The 25,673-nt window shown below is 64.2% G+C and carries 15 protein-coding genes, 1 tRNA gene and 2 riboswitches; of the genes, 5 read left to right on the forward strand and 11 right to left on the reverse strand.

The features are described from left to right. Positions 1-208: 208 nt before the first annotated feature. The 3 genes from VOM14_RS17810 to VOM14_RS17820 all read left to right on the forward strand — a co-directional run bounded on the left by VOM14_RS17810 (position 209) and on the right by VOM14_RS17820 (position 5,978). Positions 209-694, forward strand: a complete 486-nt coding sequence (locus VOM14_RS17810) for a hypothetical protein (protein WP_327630310.1) — start codon at positions 209-211, stop codon at positions 692-694. A gap of 39 nt (positions 695-733) precedes the next feature. Next, positions 734-4,663: a trifunctional transcriptional regulator/proline dehydrogenase/L-glutamate gamma-semialdehyde dehydrogenase gene (gene putA, locus VOM14_RS17815; RefSeq protein WP_327630047.1), complete on the forward strand. Its 3,930-nt coding sequence runs from the start codon at positions 734-736 to the stop codon at positions 4,661-4,663. Between the two features lie 166 nt (positions 4,664-4,829). Further along, positions 4,830-5,978 carry a branched-chain amino acid ABC transporter substrate-binding protein gene (locus VOM14_RS17820; protein WP_327630048.1) on the forward strand — a complete coding sequence of 383 codons (1,149 nt, stop codon included), beginning with the start codon at positions 4,830-4,832 and terminating at the stop codon, positions 5,976-5,978. A 98-nt stretch (positions 5,979-6,076) separates the two neighbouring features. Here the strand turns inward: VOM14_RS17820 and VOM14_RS17825 are convergent, their stop codons facing one another. The 8 genes from VOM14_RS17825 to VOM14_RS17860 all read right to left on the reverse strand — a co-directional run bounded on the left by VOM14_RS17825 (position 6,077) and on the right by VOM14_RS17860 (position 17,370). After that, on the reverse strand, positions 6,077-7,795 hold the full coding sequence (locus VOM14_RS17825) for a thiamine pyrophosphate-binding protein (RefSeq protein WP_327630049.1): 1,719 nt from the start codon (positions 7,793-7,795) through the stop codon (positions 6,077-6,079). Between the two features lie 229 nt (positions 7,796-8,024). After that, the gene (locus VOM14_RS17830; protein ID WP_327630050.1) at positions 8,025-9,413 is read right to left on the reverse strand and encodes an L-serine ammonia-lyase; all 1,389 of its coding nucleotides are present in this window, start codon (positions 9,411-9,413) and stop codon (positions 8,025-8,027) included. A gap of 28 nt (positions 9,414-9,441) precedes the next feature. Continuing rightward, positions 9,442-10,572 carry an alginate lyase family protein gene (locus VOM14_RS17835; RefSeq protein WP_327630051.1) on the reverse strand — a complete coding sequence of 377 codons (1,131 nt, stop codon included), beginning with the start codon at positions 10,570-10,572 and terminating at the stop codon, positions 9,442-9,444. A gap of 114 nt (positions 10,573-10,686) precedes the next feature. Next, a complete protein-coding gene (gcvP, locus tag VOM14_RS17840; protein ID WP_327630052.1) occupies positions 10,687-13,623 on the reverse strand; it encodes an aminomethyl-transferring glycine dehydrogenase in 2,937 nt (978 codons plus the stop codon). A 70-nt stretch (positions 13,624-13,693) separates the two neighbouring features. Beyond that, a complete protein-coding gene (gene gcvH, locus VOM14_RS17845; RefSeq protein ID WP_327630053.1) occupies positions 13,694-14,074 on the reverse strand; it encodes a glycine cleavage system protein GcvH in 381 nt (126 codons plus the stop codon). Between the two features lie 71 nt (positions 14,075-14,145). Next, entirely contained in the window at positions 14,146-15,264 is a 1,119-nt protein-coding gene (gene gcvT, locus VOM14_RS17850) for a glycine cleavage system aminomethyltransferase GcvT (protein ID WP_327630054.1), read from the reverse strand. 80 nt (positions 15,265-15,344) lie between these two features. Next, positions 15,345-15,498: riboswitch (glycine riboswitch) on the reverse strand. A 33-nt stretch (positions 15,499-15,531) separates the two neighbouring features. Then, positions 15,532-15,632, reverse strand: a riboswitch (glycine riboswitch). 151 nt (positions 15,633-15,783) lie between these two features. Next, positions 15,784-16,128, reverse strand: coding sequence for a hypothetical protein (locus tag VOM14_RS17855; protein WP_327630055.1), 345 nt, complete (start codon positions 16,126-16,128; stop codon positions 15,784-15,786). A gap of 192 nt (positions 16,129-16,320) precedes the next feature. Continuing rightward, positions 16,321-17,370: an oxidoreductase gene (locus tag VOM14_RS17860; protein ID WP_327630056.1), complete on the reverse strand. Its 1,050-nt coding sequence runs from the start codon at positions 17,368-17,370 to the stop codon at positions 16,321-16,323. Between the two features lie 388 nt (positions 17,371-17,758). Between VOM14_RS17860 and VOM14_RS17865 the strand changes: the two genes are divergently transcribed. Continuing rightward, on the forward strand, positions 17,759-19,849 hold the full coding sequence (locus VOM14_RS17865) for a UvrD-helicase domain-containing protein (RefSeq protein WP_327630057.1): 2,091 nt from the start codon (positions 17,759-17,761) through the stop codon (positions 19,847-19,849). 180 nt (positions 19,850-20,029) lie between these two features. Here the strand turns inward: VOM14_RS17865 and VOM14_RS17870 are convergent, their stop codons facing one another. Next, positions 20,030-20,953, reverse strand: coding sequence for a c-type cytochrome (locus VOM14_RS17870; protein WP_327630058.1), 924 nt, complete (start codon positions 20,951-20,953; stop codon positions 20,030-20,032). Positions 20,954-21,237: 284 nt separating this feature from the next. Between VOM14_RS17870 and VOM14_RS17875 the strand changes: the two genes are divergently transcribed. Continuing rightward, positions 21,238-21,313, forward strand: a tRNA-Arg gene (locus VOM14_RS17875). Between the two features lie 511 nt (positions 21,314-21,824). Here the strand turns inward: VOM14_RS17875 and VOM14_RS17880 are convergent. Together VOM14_RS17880 and VOM14_RS17885 are read right to left on the reverse strand one after the other, a co-directional pair. Beyond that, positions 21,825-22,886 carry a PD-(D/E)XK motif protein gene (locus tag VOM14_RS17880; protein WP_327630059.1) on the reverse strand — a complete coding sequence of 354 codons (1,062 nt, stop codon included), beginning with the start codon at positions 22,884-22,886 and terminating at the stop codon, positions 21,825-21,827. Continuing rightward, entirely contained in the window at positions 22,883-25,528 is a 2,646-nt protein-coding gene (locus tag VOM14_RS17885) for a Z1 domain-containing protein (protein WP_327630060.1), read from the reverse strand. The genes VOM14_RS17880 and VOM14_RS17885 overlap by 4 nt, the downstream gene beginning before the upstream one ends. Between the last annotated feature and the right edge of the window lie 145 nt (positions 25,529-25,673).

Genomic DNA, 25,673 nt, shown 5'->3' on the forward strand with positions numbered 1-25,673 from the left:
GACACCAGCCCCAGTCCGTCAATAGCGGCACCGGCCGCGCGCGGTCCGCGCTCGCGCTCGCACCAGATTGGAATAGCTTGCGGCAGAAGCCGCGACGCGCGTCGCGGAGCGAGTCCCCAACACCGCCGATGCCCGCGACGAAACGTGCGCGCAGCATGTCGCAAGTTGCCGATAGCGCGCGGAGAATCGGTGGTCGGTGGAACAATGCATGATGAGTCTCACGGTTCACTTCATTGCGCTCGATGCCGCCGCGCGAACTGCGCTCGATCGTTCAATGCGTGGGGGCGTCGCCAGCCGATGCGGGCGGTTTGGCGCGTGCGCGTTCTTCGGTGGACGCGCGTTTGGCCGCTCCGCCCGTCGCGCCGCGGATGAACAGCACCGCGCAGGTTGCGCACATTGCCCAGATGCCCAACACAACCAGCCACTTTTCCATTTCGATGTCCCACCCCGTGCTGTTTTATTCGCGCCACGACGCCGCGCGCACCATGTCTTCTATAACGGCGCGCCGTCGCGTTTGATAAGGGCTCGGCGCAAAAGAATCACGCCAGGGAAAATACCGATCCTGAGCGCCATCGGCGCGCGTGACGCAGACCGGCGCAAACGCCCGTCCCGCAAGGGATTCATCGAGGTGCAACCAAGTTTCAACTTTGGTTGCACCTTTTTATTGGGAGGCGTACGATTCGCCAACTTTTAGTCTTTCGTCAGCATTTCGTCTGGTATCCGAGAAGGAAACATGGCTAGCACCACTCTTGGCGTCAAGGTCGACGACCTCCTGCGTTCCCGGCTGAAAGATGCCGCTACCCGCCTCGAACGCACTCCGCACTGGCTGATCAAGCAGGCGATTTTTGCGTACCTCGAAAAGATCGAGCAGGGCCAACTGCCGCCTGAATTGTCGGGCGCGGCAGGCTCAGCCGATATGGCCGACGGCGCGACCGTTGAACAGGACGAGGACGGCGCGGCGCATCCGTTCCTCGACTTCGCGCAAAACGTGCAACCGCAATCGGTGCTGCGCGCGGCGATCACGGCCGCCTATCGCCGGCCCGAGCCGGAATGCCTGCCGTTCCTGCTCGGTCAGGCGCGCGTCCCGGCGCGGCTCGCGGGCGACGTGCAGGCGCTCGCCGGCAAGCTCGTCGAAACGCTGCGCGGCAAGAGCCGTGGCGGCGGCGTCGAAGGGTTGATCCACGAATTCTCGCTGTCGAGCCAGGAAGGCGTCGCGCTGATGTGTCTCGCCGAAGCCCTGCTGCGCATTCCCGACCGGGCGACACGCGACGCGCTGATCCGCGACAAGATCAGCAAGGGCGACTGGAAATCGCACGTCGGCCAGGCGCCGTCGCTGTTTGTCAACGCCGCGACCTGGGGCTTGATGATCACCGGCAAGCTCGTCACGACGAACAGCGAAACGAACCTTTCGTCGGCGCTCACACGTTTGATCGGCCGCGGCGGCGAGCCGCTCATCCGCAAGGGCGTGGACATGGCGATGCGCCTGATGGGCGAGCAGTTCGTCACTGGCGAGAATATTTCCGAAGCGCTGGCGAACAGCCGCAAATACGAAGCGCGCGGTTTCCGCTACTCGTACGACATGCTCGGCGAAGCGGCCACGACCGAAGCCGACGCGCAGCGCTACTACGCATCGTACGAACAGGCGATCCACGCGATCGGCAAGGCCGCCGGCGGCCGTGGCATTTACGAAGGCCCGGGCATTTCGATCAAGCTCTCGGCGCTGCATCCGCGTTACTCGCGTTCGCAGCAGGAACGCACAATGAGCGAACTGCTGCCGCGCGTGCGCTCGCTCGCGATCCTCGCGCGCCGCTATGACATCGGCCTGAACATCGACGCCGAAGAAGCCGACCGTCTGGAGCTGTCGCTCGATCTGCTCGAAGCGCTGTGCTTCGATCCCGAACTGCAAGGCTGGAACGGCATCGGCTTCGTGGTGCAGGCGTACCAGAAGCGCTGCCCGTTCGTGATCGAATACATCGTCGATCTCGCGCGCCGCAGCCGTCACCGCATCATGGTGCGTCTCGTGAAGGGCGCGTACTGGGACACCGAAATCAAGCGCGCGCAAGTGGACGGCCTCGAAGGCTATCCGGTCTACACGCGCAAGATCTACACGGACGTGTCGTATCTCGCGTGCGCGAAGAAGCTGCTCGGCGCGCCGGACGCGGTCTATCCGCAGTTCGCCACGCACAACGCGCACACGCTCTCCGCGATCTATCACCTCGCGGGCAACAACTACTATCCGGGCCAGTACGAGTTCCAGTGCCTGCACGGCATGGGCGAGCCGCTGTACGAGGAAGTGACGGGCCGCGACAAGCTGAACCGTCCGTGCCGCGTATATGCGCCCGTCGGCACGCATGAAACACTACTCGCGTATCTCGTGCGGCGTCTGCTGGAGAACGGCGCGAACACGTCGTTCGTGAATCGCATCGCCGATGAAAGCGTCGCCATCCAGGAACTGATCGCCGATCCAGTCGAAGAAGCCTCGAAGATCGCGCCGCTCGGCGCGCCGCACGCGAAGATTCCGCTGCCGCGCAATCTGTACGGCGCGGAGCGTTTCAACTCGATGGGCTTCGATCTGTCGAACGAGCATCGTCTCGCGTCGCTGTCGTCGGCGCTGCTCGCGAGCGCGAATCATCCGTGGCGCGCTGCGCCGATGCTGGCCGACGATCAGATCGCGCCGGGCAATCCACGCGACGTGCGCAATCCGGCCGATCATCGCGATCTGGTCGGCACGGTCGTCGAAGCGAGCGCGGAACATGTGAGCGCGGCGCTGGCGCACGCGGTCGCCACCGCGCCGATCTGGCAGGCGACGCCCGTCGAAGCACGCGCCGATTGCCTCGCGCGCGCCGCCGATCTGCTCGAAGCGCAAATGCACACGCTGATGGGTCTCGTCGTGCGGGAAGCGGGCAAGTCGCTTGCGAACGCCGTGTCGGAAATCCGCGAAGCCATCGACTTCCTGCGCTACTACTCCACGCAGATTCGCAGCGAGTTTTCGAACGACACGCATCGTCCGCTCGGACCGGTTGTGTGTATCAGCCCGTGGAATTTCCCGCTTGCCATTTTCATGGGCCAGGTGGCCGCCGCGCTTGCCGCCGGCAACACCGTGCTCGCGAAGCCGGCTGAGCAAACGCCGCTGATCGCCGCGCAAGCCGTGCGCATTCTGCGCGAAGCCGGCGTGCCGGCCGGCGCGGTGCAACTGCTGCCGGGCGACGGCGAAACGGTCGGCGCCGCGCTGGTCTCCGATGCGCGCACGCGCGCCGTGATGTTCACGGGCTCGACGGAAGTCGCGCGCCTCATCAACAAGACGCTGTCCAGCCGTCTCGATCCGGAAGGCAAGCCGATTCCGCTGATCGCCGAAACGGGCGGCCAGAACGCGATGATCGTCGACTCGTCGGCGCTCGCGGAGCAGGTGGTGGCGGACGTGTTGCAGTCGTCATTCGATTCGGCCGGTCAACGGTGTTCGGCGCTGCGCGTTCTTTGTCTTCAGGACGATGTCGCGGACCGCACGCTCGAAATGCTGACGGGCGCGATGCGCGAATTGACCGTGGGCAATCCCGACCGGCTGTCGACCGACGTCGGTCCGGTGATCGACGTCGAAGCGAAGCGCGGCATCGACGCGCACGTGGCCGCGATGCGCGAGAAAGGCCGCAAGGTCGAGCAGCTGACGACGCCGGAAAACTGCGCGCAAGGCACGTTCGTGCCGCCGACGCTGATCGAACTCGACAGCATCGACGAATTGACGCGCGAAGTGTTCGGCCCGGTGCTGCACGTGGTGCGTTATCGCCGCAGCCAGCTCGACACGCTGCTCGAACAGATCCGCACGACGGGTTACGGTCTGACGCTCGGCATTCACACACGGATCGACGAAACCATCGCGCATGTGATCAGCCGCGCGCACGTGGGCAACATCTACGTGAACCGCAACGTGATCGGCGCGGTGGTCGGCGTGCAGCCGTTCGGCGGCGAAGGGTTGTCGGGCACGGGTCCGAAGGCGGGTGGCGCGTTGTATCTGCAACGTTTGCTCTCGACGCGCCCGGCGGGTTTGCCGAAGTCGCTCGCGCAGTCGCTCGTCGCGGATGTTCCGCAAGGCGTGGAAAAGCGCGACAATCCGTCCGCCGCGTTGACGGCGCTGCGCGACTGGCTGATCGCCGAGCGCGAGCCGCAGCTGGCCGCGCGCTGCGACGGTTATCTGTCGCACATGCCGGCGGGCGCGACCGCGGTGCTGTCGGGGCCGACAGGCGAGCGCAACACATACACGCTGGGCGCGCGCGGCACGGTGCTGTGCATTGCATCGACCGCAAGCGGCGCGCGCGTGCAGTTTGCCGCGGCGCTGGCTACGGGAAATCGGGCGATGTTCGAGGGCGCCGCGGGTGAACAACTGGTGGCGCAATTGCCCGCTTCGCTGAAGTCTTATGCGAGCGTGCGCAAGAACGCCGACGCGCCTTTCGACGCCGTGCTGTTCGAAGGCGATAGCGACGAACTGCTGACGCTCGTGAAGGAAGTGGCGAAGCGCCCAGGGCCGATCGTGTCGGTGCAAGGCGTTGCGTCGCGTGCGCTGGAAAGCGGCGACGAAGACTACGCGCTCGAACGTCTCCTCACGGAGCGCTCGGTCAGCGTGAATACAGCGGCTGCAGGCGGCAATGCGAATTTGATGACGATCGGCTGAGCGAACCTCACCGATCCCACGCAAGAAACGCTGGGCCGCCCCCAAGTTTTCTTGCCCTCTTCGGAGGGCCTGGCGCGAAGCGCCAGGATTGGGGGCGGTCATTAAAACGGAAGCGGTACGGCGATCCCGAAACCGCTCCATCCACACCTGGTACCAAGGAGAAGATATGCAACACAAGATGAAACAGCTGGCCGGCGCAGCACTGGTGGCGGCAATGTCGGTGGCGGGGACGGCCAACGCTCAATCCACGGAAGACGTGAAAGTCGGCTTTGCCGGTCCGATGACGGGCGCGCAGGCGCACTACGGCAAGGACTTCCAGAACGGCATCACGCTGGCTGTCGAAGACATGAACGCCTCGAAGCCGGTGATCGGCGGCAAGCAGGTTCGCTTCGTGCTCGATTCGGCCGACGACCAGGCTGACCCGCGCACCGGCACGACCGTCGCGCAGAAGCTGGTGGACGACGGCATCAAGGGCATGCTCGGCCACTTCAACTCGGGCACCACGATTCCGGCTTCGCGCATCTACGCGAACGCGGGCATTCCGGAAATCGCCATGGCGACGGCGCCTGAATACACGCAACAAGGCTTCAAGACCACGTTCCGCATGATGACGTCCGACACGCAGCAAGGTTCGGTCGCCGGCGCGTTCGCGGTCAAGAGCCTGGGCGTGAAGAAGATCGTGATCGTCGACGACCGCACGGCGTACGGCCAGGGCTTGGCCGATCAGTTCGAAAAAGCGGCGAAGGCGGCGGGCGGTACGATCGTCGATCGTGAATACACGAACGATAAGGCTGTGGACTTCAAGTCGATCCTGACCAAGGTGAAGTCGGTCAACCCGGATCTGATCTACTACGGCGGCGCGGACTCGCAAGCAGCGCCGATGGTCAAGCAGATGAAGGCGCTCGGCATCAAGGCGCCGCTGATGGGCGGCGAAATGGTTCACACGCCGACGTTCATCCAGATCGCGGGCGACGCGGCGAACGGCACGGTGGCATCGCTCGCCGGCCTGCCGCTGGAAGAAATGCCGGGCGGCAAGGACTACGTCGCGAAGTACAAGAAGCGTTTCAACGAAGACGTGCAAACGTACTCGCCGTACGCGTATGACGGCGCAATGGCCATGTTCGCCGCCATGAAGAAGGCAAACTCGACCGATCCGGCGAAGTATCTGCCGGTGCTCGCGAAGACGTCGATGCCGGCTGTGACGTCGTCGAACCTCGCGTACGACGCGAAGGGCGACCTGAAGAACGGCGGCATCACGCTGTACAAGGTTGTCGACGGTAAGTGGACGACGCTGCAAAGCGTGGGCGGCAAGTAAGCTGGTTTTTTGCCGCTTGCTTTGACGTCGTCAAAAAACCCCGCTTCGGCGGGGTTTTTTATGGGCGCAGTCGCGGAGTTCGGGTTGAAGTCAGCCGTCTACTCGCCTCGCAACTTTCTCCCCTGTTCGCGAATCTGTTCGAGCGTCAAGCCCGGCGTACTCGCCTCCTGCGGCATGCGGATCTCGATTACCGCCGCGCGTTTTGCCTCCAGCGAACGCCGCAGCGCGGGCAAAAAATCTTCGGTCCGCTCGACGGTTTCGCCATGCGCGCCGAACGATCGCGCGAACGCCGCGAAGTCCGGATTCGTGAGTCCGGTGCCGTGCACGCGGTTCGGATAATGCCGTTCCTGATGCATGCGGATCGTGCCGAAATGACTGTTGTTCACGACGATGAAAAGCACATGCAGGTCGTACTGCATCGCCGTCGCGAGTTCTTGCGCGGCCATCATGAAACAGCCGTCACCGGCGAGCGCTACCACCGCGCGCTGCGGGTACATCGACTTCGCCGCGATCGCCGCCGGCACGCCGTAGCCCATCGCGCCGCTCGTCGGTGCAAGCTGCGAGCGATAGTGCCGATACGAAAAATGCCGATGCAGCCACGTCGCGTAATTGCCGGCGCCGTTCGTGAGAATGGCGTCGTCGGGAAGATGCGCGCGTAACTGCTGGATCACTTCGCCCATTTGCACATCGCCGGGAATGGGACGGGGTTTGCGCCATTCGAGATAGGCGCGATGCGCTTCTTCCGCTGCGCCCGCCCACGCCAGTTTCTTCGATGAAGGCTTCAGTGCGGCGAGCGCCGCCGCGAGTTCGGGCATGCCGGAGACGATCGGCAGATCGGCGGCATACACGCGCCCCAACTCTTCCGCGCCCTGATGCACATGAACCAGCGTCTGCTTCGTCTTCGGGATGTCGAGCAGCGTGTAGCCGTTGGTCGTGGCTTCACCAAGGCGCGGGCCGAGTGCAAGCAGCACGTCGGCGTCGCGGATACGCTGCGCGAGCGCCGGATTGATGCCGAGGCCGACGTCGCCGGCATAGTTCGCATGCTCGTTATCGAGCGTGTCCTGGAAGCGGAACGCGAGGCCGACCGGCAATTGCCAGTTTTCGACGAAGCGCTGCAAGTCCGCGCACGCCGCGGTGGTCCAGCCGCTGCCGCCCGCGATCACCATGGGCCGTTGCGCGCCTTCGAGCAGCTCACGCAGCTTCTCCATTTGCGCCGCCGACGGCGACGCCGCCACGCGCTGATAAGCGGGCGCGCCCGGCACGGCGTCGCACGCATCGCTCAACACGTCTTCGGGCAGGGACAACACCACCGGTCCGGGCCGCCCGGAAGTCGCCGTGTGAAACGCATGACTCAGAAATTCGGGAATGCGCTTCGGATCGTCGATTTGCGCGACCCACTTCGCCATCTGACCAAACATGCGCCGGTAGTCGATCTCCTGAAAAGCCTCGCGTTCGAGATGCTCGCGCGCGCATTGGCCGATCAGCAGGATCATCGGCGTGGAGTCCTGAAACGCGGTGTGCACGCCGATCGACGCATGCGTTGCGCCCGGTCCCCGCGTCACGATCGCGACGCCAGGACGGCCGGTCAGTTTGCCGACTGCTTCCGCCATATTCGCGGCCGCTGCTTCGTGGCGGCAGACAATGGTCTGGATGCGCGCGGTTTCATCGTGCAATGAATCGAGCACCGCGAGAAAGCTCTCGCCGGGCACGCAGAAAACGCGCTCGACGCCATGCGTCAGCAAGGCATCGACAACAAGGCGCGCGCCAGTGGTTTGCGTGGCGGAAGTATCGGAAACAGCAGCATTCGGCAGCGACATTGCGATGAGGTCTCCTGGCAGTGCATGAGTGTGCGTGAGGTTGCTTGAGGATGCGTGAGTACAGTCACATGGCCGCATCGGCTGGACATGCAGCCGATGCGGCGCTTCGACAGCTTACGCCGACAGCGCGCTCACTGTCACGGCGCAGCGCAATGCGCGGCCTCGCGAATGTGCCAAAAAAAAACGCGGGCCTGAGCCCGCGTTCCGTGCGCCGCCAAACAGACCGCCATCAGCACTCGACGATATTCACCGCCAGCCCGCCGCGCGACGTCTCCTTGTACTTCGTCTTCATGTCCGCGCCGGTTTCGCGCATGGTCTTGATGACCGAATCGAGCGATACATAGTGGCTGCCGTCGCCGCGCAACGCCATGCGCGCCGCGTTGACGGCTTTCACCGACGCCATCGCATTGCGCTCGATGCACGGGATCTGCACCATCCCGCCGACCGGATCGCACGTGAGCCCGAGGTTGTGCTCCATGCCGATTTCCGCCGCGTTCTCGACCTGCTTCGGCGTGCCGCCCATGACCGCCGCGAGCGCGCCCGCGGCCATCGAGCACGCGACGCCCACCTCGCCCTGACATCCCACTTCCGCGCCCGAGATCGACGCATTCAGCTTGTACAGAATGCCGATCGCGGCAGCGGTCATCAGGAAGTCGATCACGCCTTGCTCGTTGGCGCCGGGCATGAAGCGCGTGTAGTAATGCAGCACAGCCGGGATGATGCCGGCCGCGCCGTTGGTCGGCGCGGTGACGACACGGCCGCCGGCGGCGTTTTCCTCGTTGACGGCAATGGCGTAGAGATTGATCCAGTCGACCATGGAAAGCGGATCGCGCAGCGCAAGTTCAGGATTGCCCGACAGCGCGCGATACAACTGCGGCGCGCGGCGCTTGACCTGGAACGGGCCGGGCAAATGGCCGTCCGCATCCGGGTTGTTGATGCCGCAGCCGCGCGCCACGCACGACTGCATCACGTCCCAGATTTTCAGCAGGCCGGCGCGCGTTTCCTCTTCCGTGTGCCAGGCACGCTCGTTTTCCCACATCAATTGCGCGATGCTTTTCCCTGTGGATGCGCACAGCGCCAGCAACTCGTTGCCCGTGCGGAACGGATACGGCAGTTGATCGACAGCGCCGAGCACCTTGGTGTTCGGCGCGCCCGCGGTCACCACGAAACCGCCGCCCACCGACAGATACGTCGACTCGCGCAACGTCTCGCCTTGCGCATCGAAAGCACGCAGCTTGAGGCCGTTCGGATGTTCCGGCAGCGCCTGGCGGTAAAACGAAATGTGCTCCTTCTGCACGAACGGCACGTCATGCGTGCCGAGCAGCGCGAGCTTGCGCGTCGCGCGCACCGCTTCGAGCCGCTCTGCGATCGTGTCGGGATTCACGGTGTCGGGCGCGTCGCCCATCAGGCCGAGCATCACGCCGCGGTCCGTGCCGTGGCCCTTGCCCGTCGCGCCGAGCGAGCCGTACAGATCGACCTTTACCGACGCCGTGTTCGCCAGCAGCCCGTCGCGTTCGAGCCCTTGAACGAACATCAGCGCCGCGCGCATCGGCCCGACCGTATGCGAACTGGACGGACCAATGCCGATTTTGAAGAGATCGAACACGCTGACTGCCATTGACTGCTCCTGCTGATGAATAGTTGGTTTATCGCGCCGGCATCGGCAAACACACGGCCAGCCACGCGGGCGGTGTGGATGCGAGTTGCCGCGCGATCGGCGTATAGCGCCCGTCGAGGCGCGCCGCCAGATGAAACAGTTCCGCCGCGTTTTTCGGGTCCCACTGACCCGTGTAGCCGGGCAAGCCGGCTTCGCGACGTTTCGCGTCGAATGCGACGCTCGAATGCACGAATTCCTCGTGCGTCCTGCTGCCGGCCGCATACGGCGCGAGCCAGTTGAGCGCGGCTTGCAGCGATGCGCCGTTCACGCCCTTTTCCGGTAGCCAGTTGCGGTTGTGGCGGCGCGCGGCGAGCGCGGCCGTGACGAGCGGCTGCAAGTCGTACGTGACATAGTGCAGCGCGTCACGTTCGCTGAAATCCACGGTCGAGCCATCCGGCTCGATGTTGTCGCCGACGTGCTCGACAAAAAGACGCTGCGCCGCGTTGATCATCTTGCGGTTGTCGAGCGTGAAGGCGGCCATGGCTATCAGTTTGATCCGATGGCTTTGCCAATTGTTCCGGTACGTGCCTTTCAATGGACGCGGCTGCTGGTCGATCTGCGCGATATAGCCGTTCGCGAGCTTCGTGAGAAACGCCATGGACGCGTTGCGCGTTTTCACGGGCAACGCGCTCGCGGTCATGTCATACGCGAGAATCAGCCCTTCAAAATGCGTTTCGTCGATGGGATTGAAGCTCGGTTGATAGGTCGTGACCCACGCATACAGCAGGCGGTCCACGAGCTTCAGATAGCGGTCGTCGCTCGTGGCGCGCCAGGCGAGCGCGGCGTCGCGCAGCAAATCGAGATCTTTTTCCGCTTCGACACTCTGGTCGTAAATGCCCTCGTGCGGCAGCGTGCCCTCGGTATGCAGTTTGGCTTGCGCATGCGGCGGGTCGTTCAGATGCGCCAGCACATTGCTCACCAAAGACTTCACACCCGGATCGGCGTTCGTGCGCTCGCTGGTTTGCCACGCGGGCGCCGCGCAAAAATTCATCGCGGCGTACGCTTGCCGCAGCGGCAGCAGCATGGCGGCGCCGGCGACCAGTAACGCGCACGCCTGCCGCCAGGTCTGGTTTCGCGTCGCCTCGGCCGGGCTTTGCATCAATCGCACCTTTCGCACCATGCGAAACTCCTCGTTGGGCTGATTCGGTGTGTGATGTTAGCCGTTTGCGGCCTCAAGCGACAGAACCGCGCACCGCCCGCTTACCACGCGCGGGCGATGCGCAAACGGCAGGTTCTATTCGTAATCGGCGACCGGCACGCACGAGCAGAACAGGTTGCGATCGCCGTACACGTTGTCCGCGCGGCCGACCGGCGGCCAATACTTCTTCGCGATCAACGTGGGCAGCGGATACGCCGCCGTTTCGCGCGCGTACGCATGCTTCCACTCGTCGGCGATCACGACTGCGGCCGTGTGCGGCGCGTGCTTCAGCGGATTGTCTTCGCGGTCCGAGCGGCCTTCTTCCACCGCGCGGATTTCCTCGCGGATCGCGATCATCGCCTCGATGAAGCGGTCGAGTTCTTCCTTCGATTCCGATTCGGTCGGCTCGACCATCAGCGTGCCCGGCACCGGGAAGCTCATGGTCGGCGCGTGGAAGCCGTAGTCGGCGAGGCGTTTCGCGACGTCGTCGACCGTGATGCCGCTCGTTTCCTTGAGCGGACGCAGATCGAGAATGCACTCGTGCGCGACGAGTCCGCCGGGGCCGGAGTACAGCACCGGATAATGCGGCGCGAGTTTGTTCGCGACGTAGTTCGCATTGAGGATCGCGGTTTCGGTTGCGGCGGTGAGGTTCTTCGCGCCCATCATCGCGATGTACATCCACGAAATCGGCAGGATCGACGCCGAGCCGTACGGTGCGCCCGACACCGCGCCAATGCCACTCGGCGCGCGTTCATAGCCCGACGAAATCTGGTTCGGCAGGAATTGCGCGAGATGCGCGCCGACCGCGACCGGACCGACACCCGGTCCGCCGCCGCCATGCGGAATGCAGAACGTCTTGTGCAGGTTCAGGTGCGAAACGTCGCCGCCGAACTGGCCCGGCGCGGTCAGGCCGACCATCGCGTTCATGTTCGCGCCGTCCACATAAACCTGGCCGCCGTGCGCATGCACGATCTCGCAGATTTCGCGCACGTTCTGCTCGAACACGCCGTGCGTGGACGGATACGTGATCATGATCGCCGCGAGTTTGTCAGCGTGCTGCGCGGCTTTTTTCTTCAGATCTTCGATATCGACGTTGCCTTGCGCGTCGCACGCCACCACCACGACCTGCATGCCGGCCATTTGCGCCGACGCCGGGTTCGTGCCGTGCGCCGAAGCCGGAATCAGGCAGACATTGCGATGCGCTTCGCCGCGCGACGCGTGATAAGCGTGGATGATCAGCAGGCCCGCGTATTCGCCTTGCGAGCCCGCGTTCGGTTGCAGCGAAACGGCGGCATAACCGGTTGCGGCGACCAGCATCGCTTCGAGCTGATCGATCATTTCGCGGTAGCCGACGGTTTGCTCAGCCGGCGCGAACGGATGGATCTGACCGAATTCCGGCCACGTGACCGGCAGCATTTCCGAGGTCGCGTTCAGCTTCATCGTGCACGAGCCGAGCGGGATCATCGAGCGGTCGAGCGCGAGGTCCTTGTCCGACAGGCTGCGCAAGTAGCGCAGCATTTCCGTTTCCGAATGATGACGGTTGAACACGTGGTGCGTGAGGTACTCGCTCGTGCGCTCCAGCGAGGCGGGCACCGAGGCCGTGTTCGATGCGGCGAGCTGTTCGTCGAGCGCGTCGACTTGCGGCACGTCGCCCGTGAAGGCGGCTTGCGCGAACACGGCGAGCAGATCGGCGAGATCGTGGCGCGTGGTGGTTTCGTCGATCGATACGCCCACTTGCGTGGCGCTCACGCGGCGCAGGTTGATGCGCTTCGCGGTGGCCGCGTCGAGCAGCGCTTGCGTGCGCGCGCCGGTGTCGAACGTGAGGGTGTCGAAGAACGTGTCATTGACGAGCGTGTAGCCCAATTGCTTCGCGCCGGCGGCGAGCAGCGAGGCGATGCGGTTCACGCGCAGCGCGATGGTTTTCAGCCCGCGCGGGCCGTGATACACGGCGTACATGCTGGCCATGATCGCGAGCAGCGCTTGCGCGGTACATACGTTCGAGGTCGCCTTTTCGCGGCGAATGTGTTGCTCGCGCGTTTGCAGCGCGAGACGCAGCGCGGGATTGCCTTGCGCGTCGACGGTCACGCCGACGAGGCGCCCCGGCATCTGGCGCTTGAATTCGTCGCGCACCGCGAGATACGCGGCATGCGGGCCGCCGAAGCCGACCGGCACGCCAAAGCGCTGCGTATTGCCGACGGCCACGTCCGCGCCCCATTCGCCGGGCGGCGTGAGCATTGTGAGCGCGAGCAGGTCGGCGGCGACCACCACGTGGCCGCCCGCGGCGTGGATGGCTTCGGTCAGCGCGCGGTAGTCGCGCACGTCGCCGTTCACGCCCGGATATTGCAGCAGCACGCCGAATGCATTCGCGTTCGCGGCTTCGGCGGCTGGGCCGACTTTCACTTCGATGCCGACCGGCGTGGCGCGCGTTTTGATCACTTCGATGGTTTGCGGCAACACGTCGTCGGCGACGAAGAACACGTTCGACTTCGGCTTGCCCACGCGTTGCAGCAGCGTCATGGCTTCAGCCGCCGCAGTGGCTTCGTCGAGCAGTGACGCGTTCGAGATCGCGAGACCGGTCAGGTCGACAATCATCTGCTGGAAATTGAGCAGCGCTTCCAGACGGCCTTGCGAGATTTCCGGCTGATACGGCGTGTACGCGGTGTACCACGCCGGATTTTCCAGCACGTTACGCAGAATCACCGTCGGCGTATGGGCGTTGTAATAGCCCTGTCCGATGTACGAGCGGAACACCTGATTCTTGTCCGCGAGTTCGCGCAACGCGGCGAGCGCTTCGGCCTCGCTCTTCGGCTGGGCGAACGGGCCGAGCGGCAGCGGCTCGGTGCGGCGGATCGTCTTCGGAATCACGGCGTCGATCAGTGCGGCGCGCGACGCGAAGCCGAGGGCTTCGAGCATGGCGTGCTGGTCGGCCGAGTCCGGGCCGATGTGCCGTTCAGCGAAGGCGTCGTGCACTTCGAGCGCGGCGAGCGAGAGAGGAGTGCGGTTCATCAGACGATCCGGGTGTTCGAGCTTCATGGTGTTCCTGGCAGTGCGGCGATCCTTATGCGAAGGGCGCGCCGCACCTGACGGTTAGACGAGAGGTGAATCAGGCGCCGATCGATTTCGTGTAGGCATCGGCGTCGATCAGGCGGTCGAGCGCTGCATCGGCGGTCGGCTTGATCTTGAAGAGCCAGTTGTCGTACGGCGCGCTGTTGACCGACTCCGGCGAATCGGACACGGCCGGATTCGCTTCGATCACTTCGCCCGAGACCGGCGCGTAAATATCCGAAGCGGCTTTCACCGATTCGATCACGGCGACGGTGTCGCCGGCGGTGACGGTCTTGCCCAGTTCCTGGACTTCGAAGAAGACGATGTCGCCGAGCGCTTCCTGCGCGTGGTCGGTAATGCCGACCGTCAGCGTGCCGTCTGCCTCGGTGCGGACCCATTCGTGCGATTCGGTGTATTTCAGATCGGCCGGGATGCTCATCGGATGCTCCTATGCGGTGTGATTCGGTATCGAGTTAAAAATGGACGCGCGCGCGAGTTGCTTGCGGGGGCTCAGCCCGCCGCGAGCACTTTGCCGTTGCGCACGAACGGCAGTTTTACCACGCTTGCAGGGACGGATTTGTCACGAATCTGAACGTGAACAGTGTCGCCCGGTTGCACGCCCTTCGGCACGCGCGCGAAGGCGATCGATTCCTGCATCGTCGGGGAAAAAGTGCCGCTGGTGATTTCGCCTTCGCCGTGCGGCGTGAGGACTTTCTGATGGGCGCGCAGCACGCCGGCCGCCTTGCCGTTTTCCTTCAGCAAGATGAGACCGACGAACGCCGCGCGCGAGCCGTCCACTTCCAACTGGCTCTTGCCCACGAATTCGCGCGGCGATTCGAGATCGACAGTCCAGGCGAGGCCGGCGTCGAGCGGCGAGATGGTGTCGTCCATGTCCTGGCCGTACAGATTCATGCCGGCTTCGAGACGCAGCGTGTCGCGCGCGCCGAGACCGGCGGGGCGCACGCCTTGCGCCTGCAGCGCGTTCCACAATGCCGTGACGTGATCCGCCGGCACGATGATCTCGAAGCCGTCTTCGCCGGTATAGCCGGTGCGGGCCACGGTCAATTCACCGAACGGCGTGCCTTCGACGCGCGCCGCATTGAACGGCTTGAGCGCTTCGGTGGCGGCGCGGGTGGCGGGCACGGTTTGCCAGACTTTCTCGCGGGCGTTCGGACCTTGCACCGCGACGATCGCGAAATCGCGGCGCGGCGTGATGGTCAGGCCGAAGCCGCCTTCGTTCAGTTGCTTGAACCACGCGATGTCTTTGTCGGCGGTGCCCGCGTTCACGACCACGCGGAAGTGATCTTCGCCGAAGTAATAGACGATCAGGTCGTCGATCACGCCGCCATTGGGATTCAGCAGGCACGAGTACAGCGCGCGGCCGGGCGTTTGCAGCTTGCCGACGTTATTCGCCAGCGCGTATTCGAAGAAGGCGCGCACGCGTTCGCCGGTGAAATCGACGACGCACATGTGGGACACGTCGAACATACCGGCGTCGGTGCGCACGGCGCGATGTTCGTCGATTTGCGAGCCGTAGTTGACGGGCATATCCCAGCCGCCGAAGTCGACCATGCGGGCATTGAGCGCGCGATGCGTGGCGTTGAGCGGAGTGTGTTTGAGTTCGGTCATGGGGCCTCGGGCGTCTCGCGTAACAAAAAAGGCCATGCGGCGCCGCGCCTCGCTGCCGTGTGGCTGCGAGCGTGGTGCTGCATGGCCCCTCTGTCCTCGATACCTGAGAGATTGCGCTGCCGTGGCGATGTTGCTCCGTCACGGCGAAACGCGCGCCCCTTCGGTGGGCAGCCTGCCAAGGTCTGCATGCGTTGACGATGCAACCGGCTACTGCCTCTCTCCAGAGTGCGAAAAACGGCGTCTTGATGTTGCATTGACGCCGGTTTTTCGACGCGGTCGGTCCTTTTGCCTGAGAGTTTGTGGGTGTGCCCCTTCGGCGGCGCGGCCTGCAAAATCCAGCGGCCAGCGCGCTCTCCCGACGCGTGCGGCGAATGTACGCGAGGCCCGAAGGCTTGTCAATTAAAGGGCAGGGTCGTCCGGACTCGTGCGTAGTTGGCCTCAGTTGCCCCCGAGTTGCCCTCAGTTGCCCTTGGTCGGCTTCAGTCGCCTTCGGTCGCGGTCATTCGCCGTTGCCCGCGCTTACTCGCCGATCGCGTGGGCGGTGCTGTCGAGTTCCTCGTTCAGCACGCGCTGTTCGTCGGCCGACAAACCGCCGCCGTGTTGCGCGGCCATGTCGTGCGCCTCGCGCCGGACCACCTCCAGCCGATGATGCAGTTCACCGCCTTGCGGAGGCGCGTAATAGCCCTGATTCACGCGATTGTCGATGCGGCGCCCGAGATTGTCGATGCGGCCGTCGACCTGATGCAGGCGCCTGTCGGCGATCTGCTGCGGATTGGGGCGCGGCGCGGGCGGCGGCGCCGTCACACAGGCGGCGAGCGAGCTGAGCAAGGCGCATGCGGTGAGCGCGCGGATGATATGTGGCATGGACTCTCCGTGAGGTCATTGTCGTTGTGTGGTGCTACAGGCGTAGCAACGGATCACGGCTCGTGAACGCTGACCTGGCAGGCCGACGGATTTGTAACGTTATGTTGCTTTCCTGTTTGTCAGTTTTGCCGGCGCGCAGTGCGTCGCCTTGCGCCGGCAAAGCCGCTCAGTGCAGCCGCTCGGCGAGGCTGCTCAGCGAAGCCGCTCGAACGGCAGGCGCCTGCCTTCGTCCGAGCTGCGGGCGGCTAGCTCGATGATCGTCATCACGTCGACTGCGTCTTGCGGACTCACCGGGAACTTCGCCCCTTGCTGAATGGCATCGGCGAGGGCGATGTAGAAGCTCGCGTAGTCGCCATTGCGAGTCGGCAATTCGCGCTCCACTTCCTGGCCGCCTTCCAGCACGCGCAGCACGCCCGCGGCATTGCCGGCGGCGAAGCCTTCGTCGCCCGGACGCAGACCGGCCTTCAATTGATCTTCCTGCGTGTCGAGCCCGTACTTCACATAACTGCCGCGTGTGCCGTGGATGGCGAACCTCGGCGCGACGATCGCCGTCAGCGCGCTCGCGTGCAGCACCACTTCGAATCCGCCGTAGCCCAACTGGATATGCACGTAGTCCGGCGCGCTCGCCTCGTCGCGATGCGCGCGCACGGTCGCCGACACCGTCTGCGGCGCGCCGAACAGCGCGAGCGCCTGGTCGATCAGATGCGGCCCGAGATCGAACAGCAGGCCGCCGCCGCGCGACGCTTCCTCGCGCCAGCGCTGACGCACTTCCGGCCGGAACCGGTCGAAATGCGATTCGTATTGCGTGATGCGCCCCAGTTCGCCGCTCGCGAGCAGATCGCGCACGGTCATGAAGTCGCCGTCCCAGCGGCGGTTGTGGAACGGCACGAACAGCTTGTGCCGCGCGAGGGCGATGTTGGCGAGCGTGTGGGCGTCGGCGGCGCTGAGCGTCACCGGCTTGTCGACCACGACGTGCTTGCCCGCTTCCAGCGTACGGCGCGCCAGGTCGAAATGCGTGTCGTTCGGGGTGGCGATCACCACGCAGTCGATTTCGTCGAGTGCGAGGAGCGCGTCGAGGTCGGCCACGGCCTTCGCGTGCGGATAGTCGGCGAGCGCGAGGTCGGGCTTGCCGGTCGCGATGGCCGCGACGCTCGCGCGTCCGCAGTGCTCGATGACCGGCGCATGGAACGTTGCGCCGGCGAACCCGTAACCCATCAATCCAATCTTCAGCGATGCGGACATGCGTGTCTTCCTGCAAAAACGGCGCGCCGCTTTGCCACCTCGGCGGCGGCGCGCAACTTCGTCATTGTGGCACGTCTCGTCCAGGAGCCGCGGGCGGGCCGCGCGCGGCGATTTTCGCCGGGCGACGCGTGGCGGTTTCGCGCTCGGCAGTCTCACGCGAGATTCGCCGCGCGAAACGATCCGCCGATTTCATCCGTGTTAACATCGCTCCTCTCGCGCGAACCGGAGCCCGCCGGGCCGGATTCGCAGCGCGGCAGCGCGCCCGGCCAGCCGCCGGGTTCGCGGCCGGCGCGAATCGCGTCGCGGCGCCTTCGCCGTCGCGTTTCAACGGCGCTTTTCGACCGCCGCTTTCCGAAGCCGCTTTTCAACAGCACGACCCATCCAGACGATGTCCGCAGGCCTGAATCCCGCTCAAAATGAAGCGGTCCGTTATCTTGACGGTCCGTGTCTCGTGCTCGCCGGCGCCGGGAGCGGCAAGACGCGCGTGATCACGCAGAAAATCGCGCATCTGATCGAGGCCAAGGGCTTCGAGCCGCGCCACATCGCCGCCGTCACGTTCACGAACAAGGCCGCGGCGGAAATGCGCGAGCGCGTGGGCAAGCTGCTCGAAGGCAAGACGCTGACCACGCCCGGCAAGGAAGGCCGCAAAGTGCCCGTCAATCAGTTGACGGTCTGCACGTTCCACTCACTTGGCGTGCAGATCTTGCGGCAGGAAGCGGAACACGTCGGCCTCAAGCCGCAGTTCTCGATCATGGATTCCGACGATTGCTTCGGCATGATCCAGGAGCAGGTCGGCTCGACCGACAAGGGTTTCATCCGCAAGATCCAGTCGATCATTTCGCTGTGGAAAAACGGTCTCATCATGCCCGAAGAGGCGATGGCGATTGCCGCGAACGAAGACGAGCATCAGGCGGCGATCGTCTATCGCAACTATGTGGCGACGCTGCACGCGTACCAGGCGGTCGATTTCGACGACCTCATTCGCCTGCCCGCCGAACTCTTCGCGAAGAACGAGCAAGTGCGCGACCGCTGGCAAAACAAGCTGCGCTATTTGCTGATCGACGAGTATCAGGACACCAACGCCTGCCAGTATGAATTGCTGAAGCAACTGGCCGGTCCGCGCGCGGCCTTCACGGCGGTCGGCGACGACGATCAGGCCATTTACGGCTGGCGCGGCGCGACGCTCGAAAACCTCGCGCAGCTCGGCAAGGATTTCAAGAAGCTGCACGTGATCAAGCTCGAGCAGAACTATCGGTCCACGGTGCGCATTCTCACGGCGGCGAACAACGTGATCGCCAACAACCCGAAGCTCTTCGAAAAGAAGCTGTGGTCCGAGCACGGCATGGGCGACTCGATCACCGTCACGCCTTGCAACGACGAAGAGCACGAAGCCGAATCGGTCGTGTTTCGTCTGTCCGCGCACAAGTTCGAGCGGCGCGCGAATTTCCGCGATTACGCGATCCTGTATCGCGGCAACTTCCAGGCGCGCATCTTCGAACAGGTGCTGCGGCGCGAGCGGATTCCGTATGTGTTGTCGGGCGGCCAGTCGTTTTTCGACAAAGCCGAAATCAAGGATATTTGCGCGTATCTGCGTCTGATCGCCAACGCGAACGACGACCCGGCGTTTATCCGCGCGATCACGACGCCGCGCCGTGGCGTCGGCAATACGACGCTCGAAGCGCTCGGCTCGTTCGCGGGCCAGGCGAAGGTGTCGCTGTTCGAAGCGGTGTACATGGGCGGCATCGAGGCGCGTTTGTCGCCGCGCCAGATCGAGCCCATGCGCGTGTTCTGCGACTTCATGCAGCGCCTCACCGACCGCGCGGAGAAAGATGCGGCCGGCACGCTGCTCGACGAGCTGATGGATGCGATCCATTACGAAGCGTATCTGTACGACGCCTTCGACGAACGTCAGGCGCAAGCGAAATGGCAGAACGTGCTGGAGTTCATCGAGTGGTTAAAGCGCAAGGGCACGAAGGCTGAGCCGGAAGGCGCGGCCAGCAGCGAGGCAACCGGCTACGACACCGCCGACGGTCTCGCCGACACCGGGAAGAATCTGCTCGGCCTGATCCAGACCGTCGCGCTGATGTCGATGCTCGAAGGCCGCGAAGAAGATCCCGACGCGGTGCGTCTTTCGACCGTGCATGCGTCGAAGGGACTGGAATATCCGCACGTGTTTCTGGTGGGCGTCGAAGAAGGGATCATGCCGCATCGCGGCGGCGCCGACGACGAACCGATCGACGACGCGCGCATCGAGGAAGAGCGCCGCCTGATGTATGTGGCGATCACGCGCGCGCAGCGCAGCCTGCATCTGAACTGGTGCAAGAAGCGCAAGCGCGCACGGGAGACGGTGGTGTGCGAGGCGTCGCGGTTCATCCCCGAAATGCTGCTCGACGATGCGCCGCCGCCCACGCCCGAAGAAGCGCCGATGTCGCCAAAGGACCGTCTTGCGAGTTTGAAGGCGTTGTTGCAGAAGCCTTGAAGCTGGCGCGATGGGCGTCTGCGCAAGACCCCGACGACCGCCGGTGCTCACCGTTTCGCTCGCGACCGGTCGCCGGCGTGGTCATCGCGCATGAAAAAATCCCTGCCCGCGGGGCCGCGGTGCAGGGATTTTCGTGATGCGGCTATGGCCGCGAAGCTTTTGCCGGCGCTTGCGAGCGCGTTACTTCGCGGCGCTCACCATGTAATCGACGGCGGCCTTCACGTCCGCGTCCGAGGCGTTCGAGCCGCCTTTGGGCGGCATCGCGCCCTTGCCGTGCAGCGCGTAGTTATAGACCGTGTCCATGGAATCTTTCAGACGCGGCGCCCACGCGTCCTTGTCGCCGAACTTGGGCGCGTTGAGCACGCCGGCCGCGTGACACGCCTGACAGACCTGCTGATACAAGGCCTTGCCCGCCTGCGATGCGTCCGCGCTTTGCGCGGCGCCGGATGCGGGCGCGGCGCTTTGCGGCACGCTGGCCATGGCAGCCATCGCGGCGGCGGCCTGGGCCGCGCCTGCATCCGAAGCGCCGGCGGCTGGCGTTGCCGAGGCCGCTGCCGCGCCGGACGCCGCCGCTGCACCCGACGCCGCCGCCGCGCCTGCCGCGGGCTGCGCGGGCTCAGGGAAGCTCGCGCCGGAGTTGTTCGCCATGTAGGTGACGGCGCGGGCGATTTCGAAGTCGCTGTAGTCGTCGGGGCTGGTGCCGCCGCGCGGCGGCATCGCGCCTTTGCCGGTGAGTGCCGTGTGCAGGAGCGTGTCGAAGCCTTGCGAGATGCGCGGCGCCCAGTCGGCTGTGTTGGTGAATTTGGGCGCGCCTGCTGCACCCGATGCGTGACAGGCCGAGCAGACAGCCTTGTAGACTTCCTCGCCGGTCTTGTAGACGCGCGGCGCGTTGGCGTCGCGAATCTCGACTTGGGCGAAGGGTTTGATGCGAGCCGTGACCTCGGCTACGGAGAGACTGTCGGTGCCGGCGCCGGTGCGCGTCGAATTGTCGACGTAGTAGGCCAGCAGGACGATGATGACGATCGGCACAGCAAACCCGGCGATGACTGCGGCGATGAGCTGTCCTGGGGTTTTGATCGGGGCTCCGTGTGGTGCTTCGCTCATGCTTGTCTCGTCTCCGTGGGTGTGTGAGCGGTACAGCGCGACGGCAACTTCTTCTTCTTGATCAGCCACGGACGATTATAGACGCAAGCTTTCGACGGCGGCGAGAGGCGCGGCGAGGTGTTCAGCAGGCGTTTACCCGCATCGCGCGAAGTGGACGAAAGCGGCTGGTAAGCGCGGGAAATGGCCGCGGAGGCCGTCCGGTGGACGGTATGACGGAAACCGGGTATCCTTGCGGTCTCGCTTTGGCGCCGCCTCCGCTCTGGTTGCCGCGCTCTCGCGTTAAAGCGCCCGTAGCTCAATGGATAGAGTACTGCCCTCCGAAGGCAGGGGTTGCTGGTTCGATCCCAGCCGGGCGCACCAAGAAAATGATAAAAATCAAGGGGTTGGCGTCGCGCCGTTAGCGCCGGGCAAGTTCGTACGGAAATCATACGGAAATGCGCCATGCACCAAAGCGCGTCAGTCGAGGCCCTCGGCCTTGCTCCTGTTCTCTAAAGCTGCTCCGTTTTATCCTGCCGAGATTCTCCCGGCTCTAAACTGCCGACGCCCGATGTTACGTAGCCAAGGCGGCTGCTCGTAGACAATCTCCCCTTTTTTCGCAGCTCTGAGCGATCTGGTCTGACGGCGTCCAGCGTTGGAAAATGGCATGCGGCGGTCGGCTCTTTCCGACCCAAACCGGAAGTTAGGCAGGGAAATTTGGATGACCGTTTTGTAGCGGGAGCAGTCTATCGCAACCAAATTACGGGCGAGGGCAAAGCAACTCGTCGCGAAGAGCCAGCCGAGTCCTTTCGACTGATTGCCCCACGCTCTGAACGGGCTCTGGGATACATGACCGGGCACTGGGATACCTTTCAGCGCGTTGTGCAGAGGGTCCCTAACTGTATAGGCCCAGGATCGCCTCCGCGACGCGTCCGGCACCTGCGACGGGGTTGCCCAAGCGGATCGTTGCGGGAAGTTCCACGCGGAAGGTGACCGACTGGGCATCCACATGCTGGTGGGTGATGACGTCATCGCGCCGCAGGACCTCGACGGCCGGGTCTGCCATGTCGTACCCACGGACGAAGGTCACGGTAAACGGAGCCGTAAACGGTCCCTCGTTGACCATCGTGGCATGCTCGTATCCGATGCCCGACTCTGAGCCGTACGAGGACACGCGCGTGAGGAACTCGTCAACCAAGCCGCTAGCCCCGGTGGCGGTGAGTCGCTCAACAATACTCTCCACCAAGGAAGGGATCGACAAAGCAGGCGCATTGGGATCTGCCTGGCGCAGACCGATGCTTACGAGGAGCAGGCGCGCTTCACCGGGGGCGTCATCACTGGTAGGGGTGGGCTCGATTTGGTGGACGCCATGGATGGCGTGACTTGAGGTGGCGCGAGTAGTGGTCTTTATCTCTACGCCTGTACCCTCCCATGTGAAGTCCCTTGCAGAGCGGCGCCAGCCATCCCAAGCCTGGACGACTGGTCCGACCTGGGGATCGGCCGCGCGGCGGCATAGAGCTTCGAGAAGGAGCAGTTCCCCAACGAGTCCGAGGATGGCGTTCTCGGAGATCTCTAGGCGCTTAATGGCGAGTTCGATCAGCGGCTCGGTGACGGCAAAGGCGCGCTCCAGATCGGCGTCAGCTTTCTCGCGCAGCAGTTCAGCGGCGATGAATGCACCGACCTGGTCGAAATGCCCCAGCGCGGGCAAGCAAATGCGGTTTGCGTTCAGCGGAGGCAGGGTGTCACGGTGCCAGGAGTGGTAGTGCATCGCAGACTTCACTGTGCCGGTCCGGGGCCTCAACTCGTCGCCTGCAAGGAACAGTTCCAAGTGACCGCGACTATTCCGAGCGATCCCAACCACCATCGCATCGGTCAACCAGGTAATGGCTCGGTCATCTCCGGTGGTGCCCGCCGGAACGACGTTGATCTGGTTTAGAACTGCCTCGTAGCTGATCATGGGAGTCCCCTCGTAACGATGGTCATCCCAGCACGGGTGGCTGAGAACTGCTCCGGACCTCCCGCAGGGAGGCAGACTCCAACTGCGACCGTGGGGTGCTGGTCGTCCGGATGTTGATTTACGTAGAAGAGGATTTGACCGTCGGAGCCGCTGGGTCGCCACCCCGTGTTGTTGCTCGACGGCACGTCAGCGTAACGGTGGTAGTAGTCGAAGTAGACGTCGCCGCGATACTGGCTCGGGCCGGCGTTGGGGTCGCTCGCACCCCAAGTCGTCTTGAGTTCGCCTCCGATCACCCTCTTTGTGGTGGCGCGTATTTTAAATGGGAGCAGTGCCAGCGGACCCTTGGACACGGTGGCACCATCTCCGTAACGAATGCCGATCCAGAACCGTGGTCGCTCAGCGTTCTTGCGCCTTAGGTCGGCGTAGGACCATAGATCGCCGGGGTGGCCGGTGACAAAAAGGCCCGTGATCGGGCGAGTGAGACTGGCCGACCAGAGTCGAAGGTAGGCGGCGATGGCATAGGGGCAGGCACGCCGAGTCTGGTCTCCCCTACCCCTCACCGGCGGGCGATAGAAAGGTGAATCCGGCAGTGGGGCAACTGCGTTTGCTCGGGCTTCGATACCGTTCCAGAAGTCCGCGTGGAACCCCTCGCTCCCGGGCCGATAGTCGGCGAAAGTGAGGCGATCCAAGAGTCCGGCGGCCTCGGTAAGTTCGAGTGGAACGTCTAGGATTCGGCCCCGCAGCACATTGGCGACAGTGAGGTCGCTGGATGGCCGGATGAAGAGTCCAGCCACGATGTCTGCATTGGGATCCGCCAGCCGGCTGTCATTAATGACTGTAACGAAGGGGCGAGCCCCTGGTGATAGGGGATGGTTGCCCACGCCCGCGATCTTGCCGGTGGCCTCGAAATTGAGCCCCTGCAGAACGGTGGGTTCAGGCGCGCCGCTCACCATGCGCTCGGTGATGGCAGTGCGAACCGCTTCGTCGACATCGTGATACGCACGGAAGAGGGAGAGTTGGTCGCTGGAGGCGAAGATGCGGCACAACTCAATATATGACCCGCGGTAGCCGAACCAGCGCTGCATCTGCATCTGGGTGTCGGCCAGCGGGTTGGCCGATGAACGCTGGAACAACGCCGTGGTCATCCCTTCCAGCGTCAGTCCCCGGGCCATGACATTCCCTGAGACGAAGATAGTGCAGAGGTCGCGGGCGGCGCTCCATTTGCCGGTGTCTGGGTCCTGGCTCGGTGCGTAGGCAGGGCGATCGTCAGCGTTGGGGTCGCTGTTGACCACGGCGATCCTAGTTCCAGGGATCACTTCCCTAATTAGTAGGGTTTCGACGGTATGCCAGTCCGGAAAAACCGTCAGTGGCAGGACGTCGAACTCGTCCTCGATTGCTCTGGCGGAGGCTCGATACTTTTCGAGCCATTGCGCCCATGGGGCGGGGTCCGCCTGCAGTTGGTCCACCAACGCGTGGGGAAGCCTGGCATCTCCCGCGTCGAGCATATCTCGAGCCGTCGCTCGATCCTGAATTCCCGCCCAGATCAGGACGTCCTCAGCACCCCGGAAGTGGTCCTGGATTGCCGCAGAAGGGTGATACAGCATCGAGTGCGGCGAAGCCGCGCTGTCAAGGGCTTCGTCCTTTGTGTCGAACTGCTGTGTGATCGCGGACGCTGGGCCCAGTCTGCCAGAGCGGTGCAGGCGAATAGCGCCCGCCACCAAGAAGGCTCGGACGGCGTCGGCGAGGTCCTGCTGTACGGAGTTGGTGGTGAGCACGCACAGTTTGGCTGCCTCCGCGCGGCGGTAGAAGACCTCACCGCCGGTGTAGTAGGAACGGATCCCCGCCGCCTCGGGGTAGGTCGATGAGCGAGGGGCGTTGAGATTGCCAGGGTCGGTTGTGTCTACTGGCTGGCCGATGTCGAGCGGCGTGCGAAGAGAGATCAGGAAGTCTCGCGGCGCCAGGGGGTTGTGGTCCTCCTGAAGGAGATTGGCCTGAGGTGTCGCCGTGTAGGCGATGTAGGTCGAGAACAGATTTTCAGGCGAACCCTGGGGCGGATCCCAGAGGTTGGCGATCGCACGCGGGATCTGCTTCAATCTGCCGTAAATGGGGTCCTGCGAGGACTCAACGATGGCATCGAGAATCGAGCCATCGTCGGCCTCGTCGTCAAGCACGAGCATGTGGACGGTGCGATCAAGCTCCTTGACTGCGCTAAAGACATTGGCGCGGAGGCTTGCTGCCAAGGCATGCAGATGGTCAGTCTGCTTCATCGCCACGATGATCAGTGGCCTGCCCTGACTCAACCGTTGTCGAACCTGAGCCGGCGGCAGCCGGTAGGTGGCTGACAGTGGGTGCGTCTGCTCTGATAGTGCAATGCCAGGCGGTGGGCACAGCAGGCGGCGCTTAATCTTCTGTGCGTTCTCCTCTCCCGAGTCCAACTGCTGCACCAGCCTCTCATAGGTCTGGCGCCACAAGGAGAGACGGGTCCCGGCGAGTACGACGATGATGTCGAGGCCGTTGTCGATGGCCAAGGCTGAGACACCCAGCATGGAAGCGGTCTTGCCGGACTGGACCGAACCCATGACGAGTCCCGTGCGCGATCGGCGGGATGACCACTCTTCGGTTTTCGCGGTGTCGGCTGCCAAGATTCCGCGCTGGAGAATGTAGCGGGAGTCTGCTTCAACTGAGTGACGCGCTGTGTCGGTCAAGCCGGTGAGCTGAGCCTTGTAGCGGGCCCACCACGAGTCCGCCTCCTGGGGAGCGGGTGGATTGAAGTAGACGTGCTCGACG

The sequence above is a fragment of the Paraburkholderia sp. MPAMCS5 genome (genome assembly GCF_036016995.1).
Taxonomy (GTDB): Bacteria; Pseudomonadota; Gammaproteobacteria; order Burkholderiales; family Burkholderiaceae; genus Paraburkholderia.